This window comes from Trinickia sp. HAY1-2D, from assembly GCF_056754935.1.
Genome location: NZ_JBPGWX010000002.1, coordinates 2,594,161 through 2,611,625, shown reverse-complemented (window position 1 = coordinate 2,611,625; position 17,465 = coordinate 2,594,161). Strand labels below are relative to the sequence as shown.

The window sequence follows — 17,465 nt, the reverse complement described above, 5'->3', positions numbered from 1 at the left end:
ACCCGCTTCTCTCGTTTCTTCGCGCCCGGATGTATTGGGCGAATCGCGTTTTTCGGCGCGCGAGTCGTAACGGCCGATCGATTCGTCGAGGGACGCCGATATTCGCCACTTCCGACGTGAGCGCAGTTCGGTCGCCATGACAATCGATTCATCCTGCCGCTCGTGCGGCATTGTCGACGCGAAACCCGGAGAAGGCGATGAAAACCGATACTGTCCATGGCAGGCGCGTGTCGCGCGTGCTGCTGTTTGCACTCGCATGTCTAGGCGTTTTCTTCTCGGGGCCGATCCGCTCGGACAGACATGACCTGCTCGCGCGATGGCAGCGTGCCGACGCGACGATGTTGCGGGCGGCCGGATTCGACTTGCATCGAATCGCGTCGGGGGACATGCCATGAACAGCAAGATCACGAAAGCGCTGTCGTTCTTTTCGGGGCTGACGCGCGGCGCGAGCAAGCCGGCGAGCGCGCCGGCCAGGACAGGGACGACGCGGCCCGCTTCGAATGGAGCGTTGAGCAACCTTGCGCGGCTGAACACGTCGTCGTCCGCGGCGGCGGCGCTCATAAGTGGAGCGGCTCGGCCGCGGTTATCGGCTCGTGATCTGCCGCGCGCGGGCGCCACGTTCCGGGCGCGCGCACAAGCGCTTGCGACGGCGCGCGAAGTGGCACGCATCCAGGCGTTGCCAAGCCCCGCATTGCCCATTGATCTTCAGAAGCGGTTCGATGCGCTCAAGGCAGGCATGCCCAAGGCGGGCGGAGGAAACGCCCCGGCCGGGCGCAAGCCGCCGATGACCGGCGAGAAGCGCAACGGCGGGTTATCGGCGGCGGTATCGGTCCATGTCAACGTGTTGTTGTCGGCATCGGTTGCGAACGCGGACGCTCACGAAGTGGACGGCGCGAAGGTGGAAGAGCTGAAGGTGGAAGCTCCGAAGGTGGAAGCTCCGAAGGTGGAAGCTCCGAAGGTGGAAGCTCCGAAGGTGGAAGCTCCGAAGGTGGAAGAGCCGAAGGTGGAAGCTCCGAAGGTGGAAGCTCCGAAGGCGGAAGCTCCGAAGGCGGAAGCTCCGAAGGCGGAAGAGCCGAAGGTGGAAGAGTCGAAGGTGGAAGAGTCGAAGGTGGAAGGTCCAAAGGTGGAAGGTCCAAAGGTGGAAGGTCCAAAGGCGGAAGGTCCAAAGGCGGAAGAGCCGAAGGCGGAAGGTCCGAAGGCGGAACGACCAGAGGCGGAACGACCAGAGGCGCAAGGACCGAAAACCGAAGGTGTCGCAGGCCCCATTGCCGACGCTCATCAAGAGCTCTCCGGCTTGGAAGGCAAGGTCCACGACCATGTCAACGCCATGCACAACGCAGTTGCGGCTCATCCGGCCCAACCGCCGTACGACCTGTTCCAGCAGGAAATGGCCGAGTTGCAGCAACTCGCCATCCTGATCTCTCAGATCCTGCAGCGACTCGTGCAGCACTCGGGACAGGCATTGCTTTCGATCACCCGGAACTGAGATGGCCGATCGGCCGGCCGAGGTCGGCCGTCGGCAAAACGTCTTGCGCAGACGGCATGGGTCGAAATTTGCACAACTCGATGGGGCGTATGCGCCGAGAAAGCACGCGCTCGCAAGCGCTCCGAAGGGGATGAGCGACGCGACCTATCTAGGGCTCACGAGCGAATTGCGGGTGGAGGAGGCGGCCGAGTTGGCGCAACTGTTCCGGACATTGACGCTCGACCCGGTGGCTTTCGCGGCGCACCCCGCAGACCGATCGAGCGGGAGCGCGGAGGTGACGTGCAAGCGCGTTTGCCGCACGCAAAGGGCTATTCGACGTGAGATCGAGGAACGGGCTCAGTAGAGCGCGCGAACTCGCACATTGCGCCATTACCCAAGGACGGGGCGCCAAAGACGCTGCAGTTCGTCGGCGAGCTTATTCATGGCTTTCTGTTGCTTGGCCGGATTGGTCGCGCAAAACGCGCGATCGAACGCATTCGGGCCAAGCGCCTTGCGCACCTTCGACGCCTGCGCGCGCAGCGCTGCCGCCTGCTCGGCGGAGATTTCCGCGAAGCTGCCCACGGGTAGCGCGAAGCGTATCGGATAGCTTTGGCCGAGCTCCTCTTTGGGCAACGATCCCGTATGAAGCAGAGTCGCGCCGACGAACGATTCGGCCATCGCTTGCTGGCCAGCACCGCGCCAACTCGAGGTGTGAAGCCAGGCATTCGGTGTCGGCGCCTTCGGCCAGAGGCCGTAGATCGCATCGGCAACCTTCGCGATGGCCTCGGGTTCCCCGCCGTAGTAGGCGCGCTCGAGGGTGTCCTTACCCACTGTGAGCTCGAGTTCCGCCGCAAGCTCGACGCCCGACTTGCCGTTGGCGAGCCGCGCCGCCGCCGATCCATTGTCGAGCACGGTGCCGCGAAAGCGCCTCCCGTCCGGGAATTTCTCCGTGAAGTGCTGGGCAAGCCCTTCCGAAATCGACGGGGTGCCGCTGCGCAGAAGCAACTCCTGAAATGCAGGGCTGTTAAAGCAGTGAATGTATTCGTGCTGCGTGATATGCGTGGCGAGTTCCTGCGGCAACGTCTTGTCCAAATGCATGCCGACGACTTTTGCGTTGCCGAGTAGCCCCGGTACATACTGCAAATCGGTTACGCCCGGCATGCCGAACGGCAACTGATCCAGTTGCGGTTCGATCGAATGGCAATCGCTATCGGCCGGAATATGGGTGCCGAACCGCTGCAGTACATTCTCGCGAGCTTGATAGACGGTGGGTAGATCGATTCGGGGACTGGGGACCTTCGGCGCTGCCGTGGGCGGACGATTGGCGCTCGTGCCCGGGGGCGATTCCGAGCCTGACGACGCTTGCCTGCTTCCTTGATACACACCGTAGCCCGCGCCGACGGCCAGTGCGCCGACATAGGCCTTCCAGAGATGCCGCATCCAATTTCCGCCTGCCGCGTTCGGCGCGGCCTGATCCGGCTGAGCGCCCTCGTCGGCGGGCGCGGCGTCACCCGTTTGGGGCAAGCGTGCGCGACGGCGCCGAGCGCCTTCCGGGTTCGGCTCCGCGCTCACTGCCGAACGCCTGCTCAGCGATTGGAGATTGGCGTCGCGCGTGGGGCCTGCGGACGAGGAGGGCTGCGACGAAGTCTTCTTCGTTTCGCGGCCGGATCGCTCGACCGGCAAATCGCCGGTACGGTTTGCGGAGGTGACTTTGGTCATGAATATACCCGGTGGGTGCGCCCCGCGCGGCGCGAGGACGCACCCGAATAAACGCTTAACCTTGCGTCAGGCTCTTCGCGTTCTTCGGACCGGCTTCTTCGAGCTGATCCTTGGCCGCGTTGTTGTTGAGCGCGTTTTCCATTTGCGTCGCCGCGTCTTGCAGCGCGATCGAGCTAGCCGTGCTGGCCGACATTTCAGCGATGGTCGAAGCGTTTTGACCAACCGTTGCGCCGGACGAGAAAGCGGACGTATTGATTGCCATTTGTAGTACTCCCAATCATCAAGGTTGGGCCCATGATGGGCCAGAGTAATGCCGCGGCCTGGTGGACACGGTTACAACGATTCGTTGAATTGGCTTGCTTATAAGTACCGCTCTCACGCTTGGCGCATCGTCTTTGCAAAACACTCGATTGGCGTCAGCGTCAGGAGATATTTTGCTACTGCTGCCGATTTTTAACCAGGATTAGAACGAATTTTATGAGGCGTTGGCGAACTGTCTTAAATGTCTATTCATGTGTTTGGCATTCCGTTTCGATCAGGCTCTAATCCAGAGATAATTCCCATCCGCGAGATGGCGAAACATCTCGTCATCGGAAAGCAGGATGTTTTCCCGCCAATAACGGCCATGCTCGACATAATGTTCGATCATCTCGACGAGCCATTGCCCGTCCGAATTCGCTTCGAGCACCCCACGGACGACGAGGATGACGCCGCCCGTCTCGGCTTCCACGCCGAGCTGGGCCTGGTCCTGCGCATAGACGGAAAGATTCGCTTCGAGCAGCAGCCGGAACACACGCAACGTGCGTCCGCCCGAGACGATGCCGAATTGAAAATTCACGTAGATGGCAGCCGGGTCTTCCTCGTAGAAGTCGATGGCGATGTCGAAATCGTCGATGCTGATCACGCCGCGCTCGATGGCGCGATCGGCATCGCCGATGCCGCGTAAATCGCATAACTCGCGGATCAACTGATTTCGGCGTTCGAGGCTCATGAGCAGGAGTCTTCGGAACGAAAAGGGGGTGCGCCCCGCGCGGCACGAAGGCGCACCTCGGATTACGCTTAACCTTGCGTCAGGCTCTTCGCGTTCTTCGGACCGGCTTCTTCGAGCTGATCCTTGGCCGCGTTGTTGTTGAGCGCGTTTTCCATTTGCGTCGCCGCGTCTTGCAACGCGATCGAGCTGGCCGTGCTGGCCGACATTTCGGCGATGGTCGAAGCGTTTTGACCAACCGTTGCGCCGGACGAGAAAGCAGACGTATTGATAGCCATTTTAAGCACTCCTAACGATCAGAAAAAACCCATTACAGGGCGATGGTGTTGCCGCGACCGGATGGACGCGGATACTGCGGATTCGTACTTTCGTACGGGGAACGACTAATGCAATGCGGTACTGGCCTGACAGGTCACGATGGAGATTCGATCGTGTTGCGGCACAATTGCGCCGCGGCAGTCAGGCCGTCCGCGACGGTGGTCGCGGATTGCCGAAGCATCGGATCGGCCAGCTTGAGCGCTTGCGACGCGATTTCGGTCGCGAGGCGTTCGAGCCCGCGCGCCGCTTCGCCGAGCTTTTGCCGCTGTTGCGGGGGCTGGTCGGCCAGCGTCTTCACGCTGTCGATCGCATCGATCATTTCGGGGGTCACGGTGTCATACATGATCGTCCTCAGTTCAGTGGATGCGCGGCTGCGCGTGAATCGATGAATTGCTTGGTGCCGTCGCCGGCCTCGACGTATTGAAGATCGTCGACTGCGAGCAGCGACTCGACCGAGCTCGGCATCGCCATGCGGTCATCGGGCGTGAGCTCCTGTGCCACACGCGTGACCATCGGCTGCAGGTCGGCGCTCAGTTGCGCGAGCGTCGTGCGCACTGCGCGCGTGTCTTTCGCCACGCCGGACACACCGAATTCGCGGTGGCCGAGGTAGTGCACTTGCAAAGCCGGGTCGTGCAGCGACTCCTGCAGGTCGCGCTCGATCTGGTCGACACAGCCGAGGTGCCATATGATGCGGCCCGGCGCCATCGTTTCGAGCGTCGTTCGCACGAGTGCCTCGCTCCCGGTGTCGGGTACCACGCCGACGACATCGAAGCGCCCGCCTTGCTGCGTGACGGCGACGTCGGGCTGGTGGAGCCGATCGAGCGCCCGCTGAAGCTGTTCGAGACCGGCCTGCGGTGCCATGCCGCGTTGCGGCTCGGTCGACCCGCCGAGCCCCGCCAAGGTGCCGGTGCGAGGGTGGAGCACGGCAGGCAAAGCGATGCCGGCACCTCCGATCGCGAGAACGGCGACGCCCGCAATCCCCAGCGCATGCAGCGTCTTGCGATTCTTCGGCGAGGCAGGCGGTGCGGCGGGCACGACCTCGTCGACGCGCACGGGTTCCGGTTCCTCCACGGGCGCGATAGCGGGCGCCAGCAGCGTTTCGAGCAACTCGATATCGCTGGGCCAGGGCGCATCGGCGTCTCCAGCGCAGAGCACGACGTTGCCGAAGCGGTGCGGTTTGAAGTCCTCGAGCACGATGGGCTCGCCATGACCGTCCGCGTCGGCGATCGTGAGGCTTGCGTCGTCGTGTTGGCTCAATTGCATGGTGGGCTGATCCCAATCGCTGATCTGAATTTCCGCTTCGCCATCGTTGCCGATGCCTGTGTGCGTTGAGGTCAACTTTATGCGGGCGCCTGCGTGGCGCCCGGTGAGCAGACGAATTTCCTTGGTCATGAACGAACTCCTTTTTGTTGCGTTGCGCGTCGCGCGTATGCGTTCAAACGTAGGATCTGCGCCGCTCGATCAGCGAGCTGATCTTCGCGACCGCCAGCGCGCGCTCCGTATCGGTGCGCGCGCGTTCGAGATTGAGCAGCATCAGCGGCAATAGCAGATTGATCGACTCCTGTTGCTCGGGCGCCCGTTTCGTCGGGGTGCCCACAGCCGCGACGAGCCGCTCCCTGATCAGCGCCAGCGTTGCCGAGGCGCGTGCCGCGGTGCCGGGTACGGCCAGAAAGTCGCGCATCACAGCGAGTACGCGATAAGTCGAGCTCATCGCGGGGCGGGCCTCGCCTTGCGCCCGGCGTGCTTCGAGCAGTGCCGATTCCGCGGCATCGAAAGCCGCGATTGCCTGCTCGGGATGGTCCGTGGTGCGAAAGAAACGCTTGCCGGAACCCGTGCGTTTGAGCCGGGAGGACGCGGCGCTCCCGTTTTCGTCGCCGCCCTCGCGCGTATCGGCGTCCGATTCGCCACGCTCGCCGCCGTGTCGCTCGGCGACGCGCATGACGAGGTCCGCCTCTTTTTGCAGATGCTCGGTGAGCATCATCAGCAGCTCTTCGCTGGCACCCGATTCGTCGATACCGTCCTGTGAATCGGCGCCGCGCTTACGCTTGGACCGCGAGCGAGCGCCGCTTTTCTGCGCTTGATGAACCTGATGCTTGTGGTGATGATGGCCTTGCGGGCCAAACGGTCCCTGCGGGTTTTGCGACGATGCCCCGTCATCGGCGGGCGCCGGGATCGGGCCGATGCCTCGGATATGAATGCTCATGGGAAGACGCTCCGCATGACGGACTGCGCGAAGTGCATGACGGCCGATGCACCCCAGGGTGCCGCCACGATGATGACCACGGTGACGATCAGAAATTTGAAGCCATGGGAGATCGTGGAGTCTTGCAGCGAGGTCACCGCCTGCAAGAACGCGATGACGAGGCCCGCGACGGCCGCCACGCCGACGGCGGGCAGCGAGACGAGCAGGCACAACGTCAGCGCATCGGTGGTCAGGCGCGTGATTGCGTCGGCATCCATGCTTCACTCCTTCACTTGTACGTCGAGATGAGGCCGTGAATCAACGTCGACCATCCATCCATCGACACGAACAGCAGCAGCTTGAACGGAATCGCCACATTGGTAGGCGTCACTTGCGAGAGCCCGAGTGCCATCAGGAGGTTCGCCACGATCAGATCGATGACGACGAATGCGAGGTAGAGCAGGAAACCGATTTTGAATGCCGAGGTCAGCTCGGTCAGCGTGAACGCCGGAGCCAGCACGACGAGATCGTCGGGCTTGAGACTTGCGACCTTGTCCGCCGGCCAGATCTGCTGCGCCGAGCGCATGAAAAACGCCTTCTCGCGTTCATCGGTATGTTTGAGCAGGAATTGGCGGAACGGCTCGCGGGCGGCATCGAAAATCGGCATCACCTGGCTCGTCGCCGTCTGGTCGCTCGAAAGCTCAGCGCGATGCACGGCCTCCATGCCCACGGGCGCCATGATGAAGCAGGTCACGATCATGGCGATGCCGTTGAGCACAGTGCTCGGCGGCACTTGCTGTACGCCGAGCGCGTTGCGCAGCAAACCGAGCACCACGACGATCTTCGTGTAGGACGTGACCACCATTGCTGCGAACGGCAGCAGGCCGAAGGCGAGCAGCGCGACGAGCAGCGAGGCGACGTCAAGATTGCCGTTCATCGCTGGCCGCCATGCGGTTGATCTGCACGCCGAGGTTGTCACCGACTGCGACGAGCTTGCCGAACGCGAGCGTCTGACCGTACGAAACGAGTCGGACCGCGGAATCGGCGAGCGGCAGCGGAAGGTCGAGCACGTAGCCGGGCTGCAGCGAACCCAGCTGGGCGACGCTCAGATTGACGCTGAGCAGCTCGACATGAACCGGCAGCTCGATCGATCCGACCGGGACGAGCGGCTCGCTCGATGGATCGATCGATGCGCCCGCGAGCGGGTCGAAATCGTCGGGTTGGGCGGCGGTGGCAAGGGTCACGGGGGTCTCCAGAGTAACGGTATGCGGATCGACGCGCACGCCGGCCCGCAGTTGGCGGCCGCGAGGGGCGCCCACGCGTAGCGAGGCTTGTTCTATGGCGCCGCCTTCGATGTAGGGGTGGCCCGGTTGCCAGCCGAGCAGCACGTCGTGGCGTCGCAGCGACGCGAGCGTCGCCGGCGAACACAGGCGGTTGCGCAGCCGAATGGCCGCCGGCACCACGATGTCGTTGACGGTGTCGTGCGGCACCTGCGCGCACGGGTGCGCCCAAGCGCGTTCGTAATCGTCCGCAAGAGCAGCGGGGAGGTCGACGACGGCGAGCTTGACGTGGCCGCCGCCTGCATCGACCGAAAGCTGAAGTCCATGCACGTCGGCGGCATGCGCGCCCAACGCGATGGATTTGACCGACGGCGTGATGCCGTCGCCGGCATCGAGGCGTGCGAGCCACTCGGAGAGCCACATATTGGCCAGTGCGCTCGCCCGCTTGGGTTCGCTATCGAGCGCAATGCTGAGGAGTGCGGAATGTTCTGCAGCGTCGGCGACGACCGAAATCGGCCCATGCGTGCTATCGAGCGTGAGAGTCAGCGGCGCTTCGAACGCACTCGCTTCGAACCCGCGTACGCGCAGCCCGAGCTGAGCCGCCGGATGCGCCGAATGGCTGAGCGCGAGCGCGCGAGTCAGCTGAGCGAGCGCGCTCGTGTAGCGGGGTAGCTTGCCTTCGAGCAATGTCGGCAGGGCGTCGTTCATGGTCTGCTGGATATCCTCGTGGCGCAGGTGCGTTTCGGGCGTATGTCACGCGGCGAGCTCGACGTCGATGTGGCGGCCCAGGGCGTCGCTCAATCGGGTGCGCAAGGCGTCGGTGTTGTCTGAGATTAATTGCGTCGAGCGCGCACTCGACGTTTCAAAGCGAATACCGATGGACGACGGCGAAAGTTGCAGATGCAACAGCGTATCGGGCAGCACCGCGGGATTCATCGGCAGCGTGACGGCCCACGATGCGTCGTCCGACGCACCCGACATCGAGCAAAAGCGCGCGATGCGATCGGCCAGCTCGCGGGTGAAGAGCTCGCCATGCGCGGCCGTGGCGCACGCATGCACGATCTGCTTGCCGAGCGCGGCATCGTGTTCGGGCGGTTCGGGTTTTTGCGCTTCGCGCTGAGCCGTGGATCGCAAGCCCGACAAGGCGCCGCCGCGCGACGTGTCCTGTTTCGGCTGATCGTGGGGGCCCGAAGCCGGAACGGACGGCGGTTGCTGTTCGCGCGGCTCGGCCGACACGATGGCGGCCGCTCCCTGATCGGTCGAAGACGATGCCTGAGCATCGGGTTCGTCGACCGACGCCCCGTCGCCGGCCGGTGCGTTCGCCGATAGCGGCTGTCCTTGCGCCTGGCTTGCCAGTAGCCTGAAAATCTGTACCGCGGTCGCGCTCGGGGACGGCGAGCGCGGCGATATCGCACTTCCGGCGGCCGCACCCGCGGGTACGATGCGAATATCCTGGGGTTGGCGTACGCGCTCGCTCATGACGGCTCCCGCATCAGAAAGTCAGCCGCCCGGCCGGCGTCAGATGCGCGTCGGATCCGAGCTCCTGGAACGAGTAGACGTGCAACCAGGGCAGCCGCTGCTCGATCATCCGCCGCACGTAACGGCGAATGTCCATCGCAGCGATGACGGCCAGATGCTTGACGGGCTCGGCGCCGCAGATGCCTTCGAGATTGCGCAGCAGCGTATCGACGATGGCAGGCTCGAGTGCGAGAAAGTTGCCGGCCGGTGTCGGCTTGATGGCCTGGCGTATCGTCTGCTCGACTTCCGGGTCCAGTACGATCGCGGGCAATTCACCGGTGCCGCCCGTCGCCCGGTGGGCGATGAAGCGGCCCAGATCGCCGCGCACGTATTCGGTCACCATCAGCAGATCCTTTTCCTTGGGGCCCCAGATGACGAGGCTTTCGAGGATCGCGCGCATGTTGCGAATCGGCACCTGCTCTTCCAGCATGCGGCGCAGGACCTCGGCGATCCGCTGAGCCGGCAGCGCCTTTTGCACTTCGGCCACGAGGCCCGGATAGTCGGTGCCTGCGCGCTCGAGCAGCCACTGCGTTTCCTGCAGGCCGATGAAAAGCTTTGCGTCGGAGCCGAGGCGCGCCACCGCATGACCGGCAATCAACGCTTCGCGGCTCACCACGTCGCGGCTCGACTCAGCGGGCAGGCGGGCGGTGTCGATCCAATAGCTCTCGTCGAGCCCGGCGACATCGCGGCGCGCTTCGAATGCGTCGCGCAACGCATCAGGTACGCTGCGCACCACGCTCAGATTCGGCGGAAGGTCGAGCGGAACCGAGGGCACGTCCTGCACGAGCAGCTGATAGCAGTGATCGGGCAAGGCGTCGTCCACCCAGAGCGCCGTGCGCGGAAACGGCAGGCCGAGGTCGGCGGTCAATGCGCGGCGCCCCTGTTCGAACGCTTCGTCGAGCTTGGCCGCGTTGATGAGGGAAGCCAGCTTCGGCGAGAATCGAATCGCCAGCGGGACGGCGAACGCGGGCGCTTTGGTCGAGATCGTGGGTGCGTTTTCCTTCGATCCTTCGCGCGTCAAGGCGGGCAGCTCGGGGCCGGCCGGTTCGTTGTCCTTGCGCTGCTTGCGCCGCAGCGCGAAGCCGGCGGCCGCCAGCCCGCCCGCGAGCACGAGAAACAGTTCCCAGGGGAATCCAGGCACGGCCGCAAAGCCGCACAGCAGTGCGGCAGACCCGAAGAGGGCGCGAGAGTTGCCCGAGAGTTGCTCGAGGATTTCCGTACCGAGCGAACGCGGCGTGCTGTCTTCGTCGGCCACACGCGTGATCAGCACGCCCGCCGCGACCGAAATGAGCAGCGACGGAATCTGCGAGACCATCGCATCGCCGATCGACAGCACCGAAAATCGGCTCGCCGCCTCCCCCGCCGACATGCCGTGATAGCTCACGCCGATGACGATGCCCGCGAGAATATTGACCATCGTGATGACGAGACCCGCGATCGCATCGCCCTTGACGAACTTCATCGCGCCATCCATCCCTCCGTGGAGCTGGCTTTCGATCGCGAGCAGCGCGCGGCGCTTTTGCGCCTGCTCGGCGGTCATGTTGCCGGCCCGCACGTCGGCATCGATGCTCATCTGCTTGCCCGGCATGCCGTCGAGCGTGAAGCGCGCGCCGACCTCCGCAACCCGCTCCGAGCCTTTTGCGATCACGATGAACTGCACCGTCGTGATGATCAGAAAGACGACGAGACCCACGACGAGATTGCCTCCGACGACGAGCTCGCCGAAGCTTTCGATGATGTGGCCGGCCTCGGCGTTCAGCAGAATCGACTTCGTCGAGGCGATGTTCAGCGAGAGGCGAAAGAGCGTCGTGAACAGCAGCAGCGACGGAAAGGCCGACAGCGACGTCGCCTTCGGGATGTACATCGTCACCATCAGCAGCACGACGCTCGTCGTAATGTTTATCCCGAGCAGCGTATCGATGAGAAACGTCGGCAGAGGCAGGATCATCAGCGCGACGACAGCGACGATGACGCCGGCGATGCCGACCTCCCCGCTGTATTGCGACACGCTCGACATGGTGGCGTTCTTGGTCATGACGGTAAGCCTCGATGGGGTTGAGCTTGCGGATTCGGCGCGTCCGGCGGTGCGTTCGGTGCATCGCCGCGCCTTGCCGCAGCCATGTCTTCGACCCAGGCCAGTACCGCGGCAACGGCCTTGAAGCACGATTCGGGAATCGCATCGTCGAGCGGCACCAGATACAGCGCCCGGGCGAGCGGCGGATTGCCGACGATCGGCACGCCGTGACGCTCGGCCATCCGTCGAATCTCGAGTGCATCGGCGTCGACGCCTTTCGCGACGATGCGCGGCAGCTCGTACTCCGAGGGCATGTAACGCACGGCGACGGCGTAGTGCGTGGGGTTCACGATGACGGCTTGCGCGCCGGCCACGGCCTTCTCGGGATTGCCTTCCACGATTTCCTTGGCCACCTGCTTGCGCTTACCTTTCAAATGCGGGTCGCCTTCCGAATCCTTGTGCTCGCGCTTGACCTCGTCCTTGCTCATGCGGTGATCGCGAATGAAGAGCCATTTTTGAATGCCGTAATCGGCTACGCCGAGCACGAGATAGAGCACGCCGCCCACCGCGAACAGCCGGCATAGCGCCGACCACGAAATCTCGATGAGGTCGAGCACGGGTTCGTAGGCCACGCCGACGATCAGCGGCACGAGGCCCATCATCGTCTTGTAGAGCGCCGCGGCCAGCACGACCGCCTTGACGAGCATCTTCGCGAGATCGATGAACGAACGCAGCGAAAACATCCGCTTCAAGCCCGAGGCCGGGTTGATCGCATTGAACTTCGGCTCGAGCGGTTTGAAGGAGATCGCAAAACCCACCTGCGACGCGACGGCGACCGCCGCGGCCACCATCGCGACCCATACCGGTATCGACAGCAGCAGCGCCTCGATGCCGATGCGGCCCATGGCCCGCCGCAAATCCGCATCCGTGCCGCTCGCGAACCGCATGTCGAGCGCGAAGCCAAGCAGGGCTCGCAGGTGTTGGCCCATGACCGGTCCCGCCAACGACAGCCCGAGCGCTGCGGCGATCAACAGCATCGAAAACGACAGATCGGCGCTCTTGACCGTTTCGCCATCGCGACGCGCGTCCCGAAGCTTCTTGTCTGTCGGCTCTTCGGTTTTCTCGTCGGACATCGGCTGACGCTCCGTATGCGCGCGGTGAGTGGGAATGGTCGAAGTCTCGCGTAGCGTGCGTTCAGGCGGCGACACCTGCGACGAAACCGCGCGTCGGCCGGCGAAATCCACGTGGGCCGTGCCGCCGGCGCGCTCCGGGTTCGCTGGCGGGCCACGGAATTCGCTGTCTGTGTCAAGCGCGCCGGTTCGGCCCGGATACGTTACGGACGTCGGCGGCGCAGCTTCCGATGAGGGCGGCACGGCTGTCGCCCTGATTGACGAATCTGAACTTCGCGAGGTGTAACGATGAATCTCACGACATGCAGCAATCGCCTGGTGTCCGCACTGGTCGAGTTGTTGACCTGGGCGGCGCGCAAGGGGCACTTGGACGAGGCGGACCGCCTGCTGGCGGCGCTACACCTGATGCGTCCGAACTTCGTCGAGCTCAATGCGTACGATGCATGGCTCCTGATTCGGCGCAATCGCATGGAAGACGCGGCGCAACTGCTGCGGCAGCTCGAGGGCCGCGAGCTGCAGCCGCCGTTCGGTCCCTACGTCACGGCGCTGTTGGCCGTGTGCCTCTCGTCGCTCGGCGATTCGGGCTGGCGGATCTATGCCAACCAGGTGCTTACGCGCGACGAGGACGCCGAATCGGTCGGCCTCATGAACCTGCTGATGGGCAAGCGCGAGAAAACCGAACGCGACGACACGCAGACGGCAGGCAAAACCGAGGCGGCCGATCTGCTTCGGCAAGCGATGTCGTTCAGCTACATGCGCGCCTGAGGAGACAGCTCATGACTTCCGCAATAGCAGCCATTGCCCCGCCGCCGTCCGTTTCGTTTGCCGAGCCCGCCGGCGGCGTGACCGGCGCCGCGCAAGCCGCGATGGGCGCGCAGGCCCCAGCCGGCCTCGGAGACCGCTTTCGCGACGCGCTCGCGCAGGCGCGGCTCGTGCCCGAGCAGGGTGCGCACATACAAGGCCCGTCGATGGTATCCGAGGCCGTCACCGCACAAGACGAGGCCTTCGGTGCCCTGACGGAAAAGATCGACGCGTTCGAGGCGTCGAGCGGCTCGATGTCGATGCAGCAGGTCGAGGCCCAATCGCTTCAGATTCAGCACGAAATCACCGAGCAGATGGTGAAGATCTACACAGGTACGGCGGTCGCGCAAGGCGGCAAGAGCACTGTGCAAACACTGATGAAGAATCAATGACGGGAGAGCGCGATGCGCCGTGTTCCATCTCTAGTGCGCGCGCTGGCGATTGCGGCGCTGGCTGCCGCATTGTTGGCAGGATGCAGCAAGCAGTTGTATGCGCAGCTGTCCGAGCCGGACGCCAACGATTTGATGCGTGTGTTGATCGAGGCTGGTATCGATGCGAGCAAATCGTCGCCCGATGGAGGCAAGAGCTGGACGGTATCGGTCGATGGCGCGGACTTCGCGCGTTCGACCGAGGTGCTGCGAGCACACGGTTTGCCGCATCAGAAATACACGTCGCTGGGCGACCTGTTCAAGAAGGACGGGCTGATTTCCACGCCGACCGAAGAGCGCGTGCGCTTCATTTACGGCGTGTCGCAGCAACTGTCGGAGACGCTCTCGCGCGTCGACGGCGTGGCGTTCGCGCAGGTGCAGATCGTCTTGCCGAATAACGATCCGCTGTCCAGTACCGTGAAGCCTTCGTCGGCTGCTGTATTCATCAAGTATCAATCCGGCACCGATGTGCAGGCGCTCGTGCCGAGCATCAAGAATCTGGTCGTTCACAGCGTCGAGGGACTGTCCTACGACAATGTCAGTGTCACGCTGGTGCAGGCCTCCGAGCCGCAATCGAGCAACTCGGCGGGCGGCAGTGCGGCGGGCGGACTGCCTGTCGTCTGGACCGTCGGCGCGGCCGTGCTCGGTGCGCTCGCGAGTGCGCTTGCTTTCGGCGCGTTCTTTCTGCCGAAAGCACTGAAAAACGGGGCGCCCGCGCGCTGGCTTCAGCGCGTCAAGGGCAAGGTCCGGAAGCCCGCGGCCGCATCATGAGCAGTGCCGATCATCCGCTCATCCGCATGCTGGCCGGCTTCGAGGCGAGGGTGCTGGAGTTGGCCTCGGCGCTCGCGCAAACGTCGACGGCTGGCGACGCGAGTGAGCCGCGAACATCGGAGCCGCGCGCAATGGCGCTGAGGATCGCGGCCTGCCGGCGCCTTTGGTTTTCCGAGCCGGTGCCGCTCGACGCATTCCTGCAGCCGGGCAACCGCATCGCCATTCTGGCGCCCGCAGCGCTGCGCCGTGTACTGGCGGCACGCGCGCTGATCCGTTGCCAGGACGGCATTCGCCGTTGCATCGACCGCGATCGGCGGCGTGCGCTCGCGCTTGCGCTCGGCGATGAAGCACTTGCACAGCTGCAGGATCGGCCAGCGGCGATGGCAAGCGCCGACCCGTTGCCCGACGATCTGGCACCCGACATCCTGGCAGATCGCGGCTGGCAAATGATCTCGGGCGAGGGGGCATGCGGCAACGCAACGCTCGGCAATATCGTCGAGCTGAGCCTCGCCCGCGTCGCGGGAGGCGAGCGCTGGCAACGGATGCTGCGCCCCGGCGCCGACCGGACAGCCAGGGCGGGCGTGGCGAGCCGGGCGAGTGCTGCGAAGGCGCCCGCGGGCGAGAGCGACACGAGCCGATTCTTTTCCATGGCAGGCGATTTGTTCCCGGAGTTTCAATGGTTATTTGGTTGAAAGCACAACCGAAAGTGCTCGCCTTCGATACCGATGTCGTGCGCGCGGACGAGCTTGCACGCGTGACCGAATTGAACGACGCGCTGGGAGCACTCGACGAAGTCGTGCATGCGACGATGCGCGAGGCCACGGAACACGCGCGCGAGCTCATCGAAGCGGCCCGTCGCGAAGCCGACGCCTTCGTCGAGGCGGCGCGGCGCAAGTTCGACAACAGCTCGCGGCTCGGCTATGCGGCCGGCCATCGGCGCGCGCTGGCCGAGGCGCACGCGCGGCTCGCGGCGCGCGCCCGTAGCGAGCATGAGGAGCTGCAGTCGTCGTCCGATCGCCTCGCGCGCCTCGTGATGAAAGCGGTCGAGCAAGTGGTCGCCGAGACGGACCGCGACGCGTTGATGCGTCGCGTCGCGCTTGCCGTGGCACGATCGATCGACGACGCGACGCATCTGACGGTGAGCGTTGCGCCTGCCGATGCCGAGAGTGCGAAGCGGCTGTTCGGCGAGCTTGCCCGCGACGCTTCGCCGCCGCTCAATCTCGAGGTTATCGTCGACGACGACATGGACGAGGGCACCTGTGTCTGCGAATGGGACTACGGCGTCGTCGAGTCGAGTCTGCGCGCGCAGTTGGCAAGTCTCGAACGCGCGCTGGCCAACGGTGCCGCCTTGACCGCCGCAAAAGCGCCGCCGGCCGGCGGCGCGCTCGATGACGACTGGCAGTTCGATACTCCGCAGGGGACTCGTGACCCTCATGACGCATCGGGCCGGCTCGAATCGCGCGACGACGCGGCGCGTGCGAACCGCCACGACCGGTTCGAGGGCCCGGACGCCAACGGGGCGAGGATATGAGTACGATCGCCCACCTCGCCGATCGCCTGGAGACGGCGCTTGGCGCGAGCGCTTCGTTCGAACGGTACGGCAAGGTACTGGAGGCCGTGGGTACGTTGATCAAGGTGGGCGGGATCGATGCCCAGCTCGGCGAATTGTGCGAACTCTGGCGGCCCGACGGCACATTGATGCAGCGGGCGGAAGTCGTCGGTATCGGACGGCAACATGCGTTGCTTGCACCGTTCGACAGCATGACGGGCGTGTCGCGCAGCACGCGTGTGACGGGCCGCGGCGAGCCGTTGTCGGTCCCCGTGGGGCCCGGCTTGCTCGGGCGCGTGCTCGACGGGCTCGGCGAACCGGCGGACGGGCTCGGGCCCGTGCTCGCGCAGTGCCGCGTGCCCGTCTATGCCCCGGCGCCCGATCCGCTCGAGCGGCGCATGATCGAGACGCAACTCGGCACCGGCGTTCGGGTCATCGACGGGCTCATGGCACTCGGCGAAGGACAGCGCATGGGCATCTTCGCGGCGGCCGGGGTCGGCAAGAGTACGTTGCTCGGCATGCTCGCACGCGGTACCGATTGCGACGTGAACGTAATCGTGCTGATCGGCGAACGGGGGCGGGAAGTCCGCGAGTTCATCGAGTTGATCCTCGGCGAGGAGGGCATGGCGCGCAGCGTCGTGGTGTGCGCCACGTCCGACCGATCGTCGATCGAGCGCGCGAAGGCGGCGCACGTCGGCACGGCCATCGCCGAATATTTTCGCGACCGCGGGCAGCGCGTCTTGCTGATGATGGATTCGCTCACGCGATTTGCGCGCGCGCAGCGCGAGATCGGTCTGTCCGCCGGCGAGCCGCCGACGCGGCGCGGATTTCCGCCCTCGGTATTCGCCGAACTGCCGCGCTTGCTCGAACGCGCGGGCATGGGACGGGAGGGCTCGATCACGGCGCTCTATACCGTGCTGGCCGACGACGAGGAGGGGGGCGACCCGGTCAGCGAGGAAGTGCGGGGCATTCTGGACGGGCATCTGATCCTCTCGCGCAAGATCGCCGCGCGCAATCGCTACCCCGCGATCGACGTGTTGGGCAGCCTGAGCCGCGTCATGCCGCAAATCGCTTCGCCCGAGCATTGCGCGGGAGCGTCGCGCGTGCGTCGTCTGATGGCCAAGTACGACGAGATCGAGATGCTGCTGCAGATCGGCGAGTACAAGAGCGGCAGCGATCCGCTCGCCGACGAGGCCATCGCCATGCACGACGACATCGAAGGGTTCGTGCGTCAGCGCACGGACGAACTGGCCGATCTGAACGAGACCCGCGATCTGCTCAGCGGCTTCGGACAGGCGTAGG

The 17,465-nt window shown here is 64.7% G+C and carries 22 protein-coding genes; 9 read left to right on the top strand and 13 right to left on the bottom strand.

Annotated features, from left to right (window positions below; translation table 11 throughout):
• The first annotated feature begins 197 nt into the window (after positions 1-197).
• The 3 genes from ACR9ZC_RS19355 (at position 198) to ACR9ZC_RS19345 (ending at position 1,829) form a co-directional block, all read left to right on the top strand.
• Entirely contained in the window at positions 198-395 is a 198-nt protein-coding gene (locus ACR9ZC_RS19355) for a hypothetical protein (protein ID WP_481581534.1), read from the top strand.
• Between the two features lie 263 nt (positions 396-658).
• Positions 659-1,486, top strand: a complete 828-nt coding sequence (locus ACR9ZC_RS19350) for a hypothetical protein (protein WP_481581533.1) — start codon at positions 659-661, stop codon at positions 1,484-1,486.
• 130 nt (positions 1,487-1,616) lie between these two features.
• Entirely contained in the window at positions 1,617-1,829 is a 213-nt protein-coding gene (locus tag ACR9ZC_RS19345; RefSeq protein ID WP_481581532.1) for a hypothetical protein, read from the top strand.
• A 26-nt stretch (positions 1,830-1,855) separates the two neighbouring features.
• On the opposite strand, the gene ACR9ZC_RS19340 is transcribed toward ACR9ZC_RS19345, so the two are convergent.
• From ACR9ZC_RS19340 to sctU, 13 genes are all read right to left on the bottom strand, one after another.
• Positions 1,856-3,184: a hypothetical protein gene (locus ACR9ZC_RS19340; RefSeq protein ID WP_481581531.1), complete on the bottom strand. Its 1,329-nt coding sequence runs from the start codon at positions 3,182-3,184 to the stop codon at positions 1,856-1,858.
• Positions 3,185-3,239: 55 nt separating this feature from the next.
• Positions 3,240-3,446 carry a hypothetical protein gene (locus ACR9ZC_RS19335; protein WP_481581530.1) on the bottom strand — a complete coding sequence of 69 codons (207 nt, stop codon included), beginning with the start codon at positions 3,444-3,446 and terminating at the stop codon, positions 3,240-3,242.
• 273 nt (positions 3,447-3,719) lie between these two features.
• Positions 3,720-4,175 (bottom strand): CesT family type III secretion system chaperone, encoded by a 456-nt coding sequence (locus tag ACR9ZC_RS19330; RefSeq protein WP_173256254.1) that lies wholly within the window; start codon positions 4,173-4,175, stop codon positions 3,720-3,722.
• Between the two features lie 68 nt (positions 4,176-4,243).
• Positions 4,244-4,450 (bottom strand): hypothetical protein, encoded by a 207-nt coding sequence (locus ACR9ZC_RS19325; RefSeq protein WP_481581530.1) that lies wholly within the window; start codon positions 4,448-4,450, stop codon positions 4,244-4,246.
• 134 nt (positions 4,451-4,584) lie between these two features.
• Positions 4,585-4,833, bottom strand: coding sequence for a hypothetical protein (locus tag ACR9ZC_RS19320; RefSeq protein ID WP_481581529.1), 249 nt, complete (start codon positions 4,831-4,833; stop codon positions 4,585-4,587).
• 8 nt (positions 4,834-4,841) lie between these two features.
• Positions 4,842-5,882 (bottom strand): HrpD5 family protein, encoded by a 1,041-nt coding sequence (gene hrpD5 / locus ACR9ZC_RS19315; RefSeq protein ID WP_481581528.1) that lies wholly within the window; start codon positions 5,880-5,882, stop codon positions 4,842-4,844.
• A gap of 43 nt (positions 5,883-5,925) precedes the next feature.
• The gene (locus ACR9ZC_RS19310; protein ID WP_481581527.1) at positions 5,926-6,693 is read right to left on the bottom strand and encodes a hypothetical protein; all 768 of its coding nucleotides are present in this window, start codon (positions 6,691-6,693) and stop codon (positions 5,926-5,928) included.
• A complete protein-coding gene (sctS, locus tag ACR9ZC_RS19305; RefSeq protein ID WP_331568456.1) occupies positions 6,690-6,950 on the bottom strand; it encodes a type III secretion system export apparatus subunit SctS in 261 nt (86 codons plus the stop codon). The genes ACR9ZC_RS19310 and sctS overlap by 4 nt, the downstream gene beginning before the upstream one ends.
• Positions 6,951-6,961: 11 nt before the next feature.
• Complete coding sequence (sctR, locus tag ACR9ZC_RS19300) at positions 6,962-7,609, bottom strand: type III secretion system export apparatus subunit SctR (RefSeq protein ID WP_331568457.1); 648 nt, start codon at positions 7,607-7,609, stop codon at positions 6,962-6,964.
• Positions 7,593-8,660, bottom strand: coding sequence for a type III secretion system cytoplasmic ring protein SctQ (gene sctQ, locus ACR9ZC_RS19295; protein WP_481581526.1), 1,068 nt, complete (start codon positions 8,658-8,660; stop codon positions 7,593-7,595). Before sctQ ends, sctR begins: the two co-directional genes overlap by 17 nt.
• Before the next feature lie 45 nt (positions 8,661-8,705).
• A complete protein-coding gene (sctP, locus tag ACR9ZC_RS19290) occupies positions 8,706-9,431 on the bottom strand; it encodes a type III secretion system protein SctP (RefSeq protein ID WP_481581525.1) in 726 nt (241 codons plus the stop codon).
• Between the two features lie 13 nt (positions 9,432-9,444).
• The gene (gene sctV / locus ACR9ZC_RS19285) at positions 9,445-11,505 is read right to left on the bottom strand and encodes a type III secretion system export apparatus subunit SctV (RefSeq protein WP_481581524.1); all 2,061 of its coding nucleotides are present in this window, start codon (positions 11,503-11,505) and stop codon (positions 9,445-9,447) included.
• Positions 11,502-12,617 (bottom strand): type III secretion system export apparatus subunit SctU, encoded by a 1,116-nt coding sequence (gene sctU / locus ACR9ZC_RS19280; protein ID WP_481581523.1) that lies wholly within the window; start codon positions 12,615-12,617, stop codon positions 11,502-11,504. The genes sctV and sctU overlap by 4 nt, the downstream gene beginning before the upstream one ends.
• A gap of 285 nt (positions 12,618-12,902) precedes the next feature.
• Between sctU and ACR9ZC_RS19275 the strand changes: the two genes are divergently transcribed.
• The 6 genes from ACR9ZC_RS19275 to ACR9ZC_RS19250 are packed head-to-tail and all read left to right on the top strand — an operon-like array spanning position 12,903 to position 17,464.
• Complete coding sequence (locus tag ACR9ZC_RS19275; protein WP_173256244.1) at positions 12,903-13,379, top strand: HrpB1 family type III secretion system apparatus protein; 477 nt, start codon at positions 12,903-12,905, stop codon at positions 13,377-13,379.
• A gap of 11 nt (positions 13,380-13,390) precedes the next feature.
• Positions 13,391-13,807 carry a hypothetical protein gene (locus tag ACR9ZC_RS19270; protein WP_331568463.1) on the top strand — a complete coding sequence of 139 codons (417 nt, stop codon included), beginning with the start codon at positions 13,391-13,393 and terminating at the stop codon, positions 13,805-13,807.
• 12 nt (positions 13,808-13,819) lie between these two features.
• Complete coding sequence (gene sctJ / locus ACR9ZC_RS19265; protein WP_481581522.1) at positions 13,820-14,614, top strand: type III secretion system inner membrane ring lipoprotein SctJ; 795 nt, start codon at positions 13,820-13,822, stop codon at positions 14,612-14,614.
• Positions 14,611-15,306 carry a type III secretion protein HrpB4 gene (locus tag ACR9ZC_RS19260; protein ID WP_481581521.1) on the top strand — a complete coding sequence of 232 codons (696 nt, stop codon included), beginning with the start codon at positions 14,611-14,613 and terminating at the stop codon, positions 15,304-15,306. Before sctJ ends, ACR9ZC_RS19260 begins: the two co-directional genes overlap by 4 nt.
• Positions 15,291-16,145 carry a type III secretion system stator protein SctL gene (sctL, locus tag ACR9ZC_RS19255; protein ID WP_481581520.1) on the top strand — a complete coding sequence of 285 codons (855 nt, stop codon included), beginning with the start codon at positions 15,291-15,293 and terminating at the stop codon, positions 16,143-16,145. Before ACR9ZC_RS19260 ends, sctL begins: the two co-directional genes overlap by 16 nt.
• Complete coding sequence (locus ACR9ZC_RS19250) at positions 16,142-17,464, top strand: FliI/YscN family ATPase (protein WP_331568467.1); 1,323 nt, start codon at positions 16,142-16,144, stop codon at positions 17,462-17,464. The genes sctL and ACR9ZC_RS19250 overlap by 4 nt, the downstream gene beginning before the upstream one ends.
• Position 17,465 lies beyond the last annotated feature (1 nt).